Here is a 338-nt window from a genome sequence, read left to right on the forward strand (position 1 = left end):
TTATAAACTACATCTTCAGGTGTGGTAATATTCTGGTCCGCACCTGTCGGATCATCATTTACCGCTGTTACGATGATATTAATTGTTACCGTTGCAGTACCGCCATTACCATCATTGATCTCGATAGTGAAACTATCAGGACCGTTATAGTTGGTTGCTGGCGTGTAAGTATATGTTCCATCTGTATTGACGGTAGCGGTTCCGTGTGCTGGATCAGTAGCCTTGCTGTATGTCAGTGCATCTCCATCCACATCATTACCTACCACACTTCCATTGTATTGAGTATCCTCTGGTGTAGTGATCGCCTGGTCTGAGCCAGTTGGATCATCATTTACTGC

The 338-nt window shown here is 44.4% G+C and carries 1 protein-coding gene; it reads right to left on the reverse strand.

The annotated features are described in order from the left end of the window. Positions 1-338 (reverse strand): Ig-like domain-containing protein (locus BW716_RS35940; protein WP_179091452.1); only part of this gene is annotated, 338 nt, incomplete at both ends.

This window comes from [Flexibacter] sp. ATCC 35208 (assembly GCF_001975825.1).
GTDB lineage: Bacteria > Bacteroidota > Bacteroidia > Chitinophagales > Chitinophagaceae > Chitinophaga.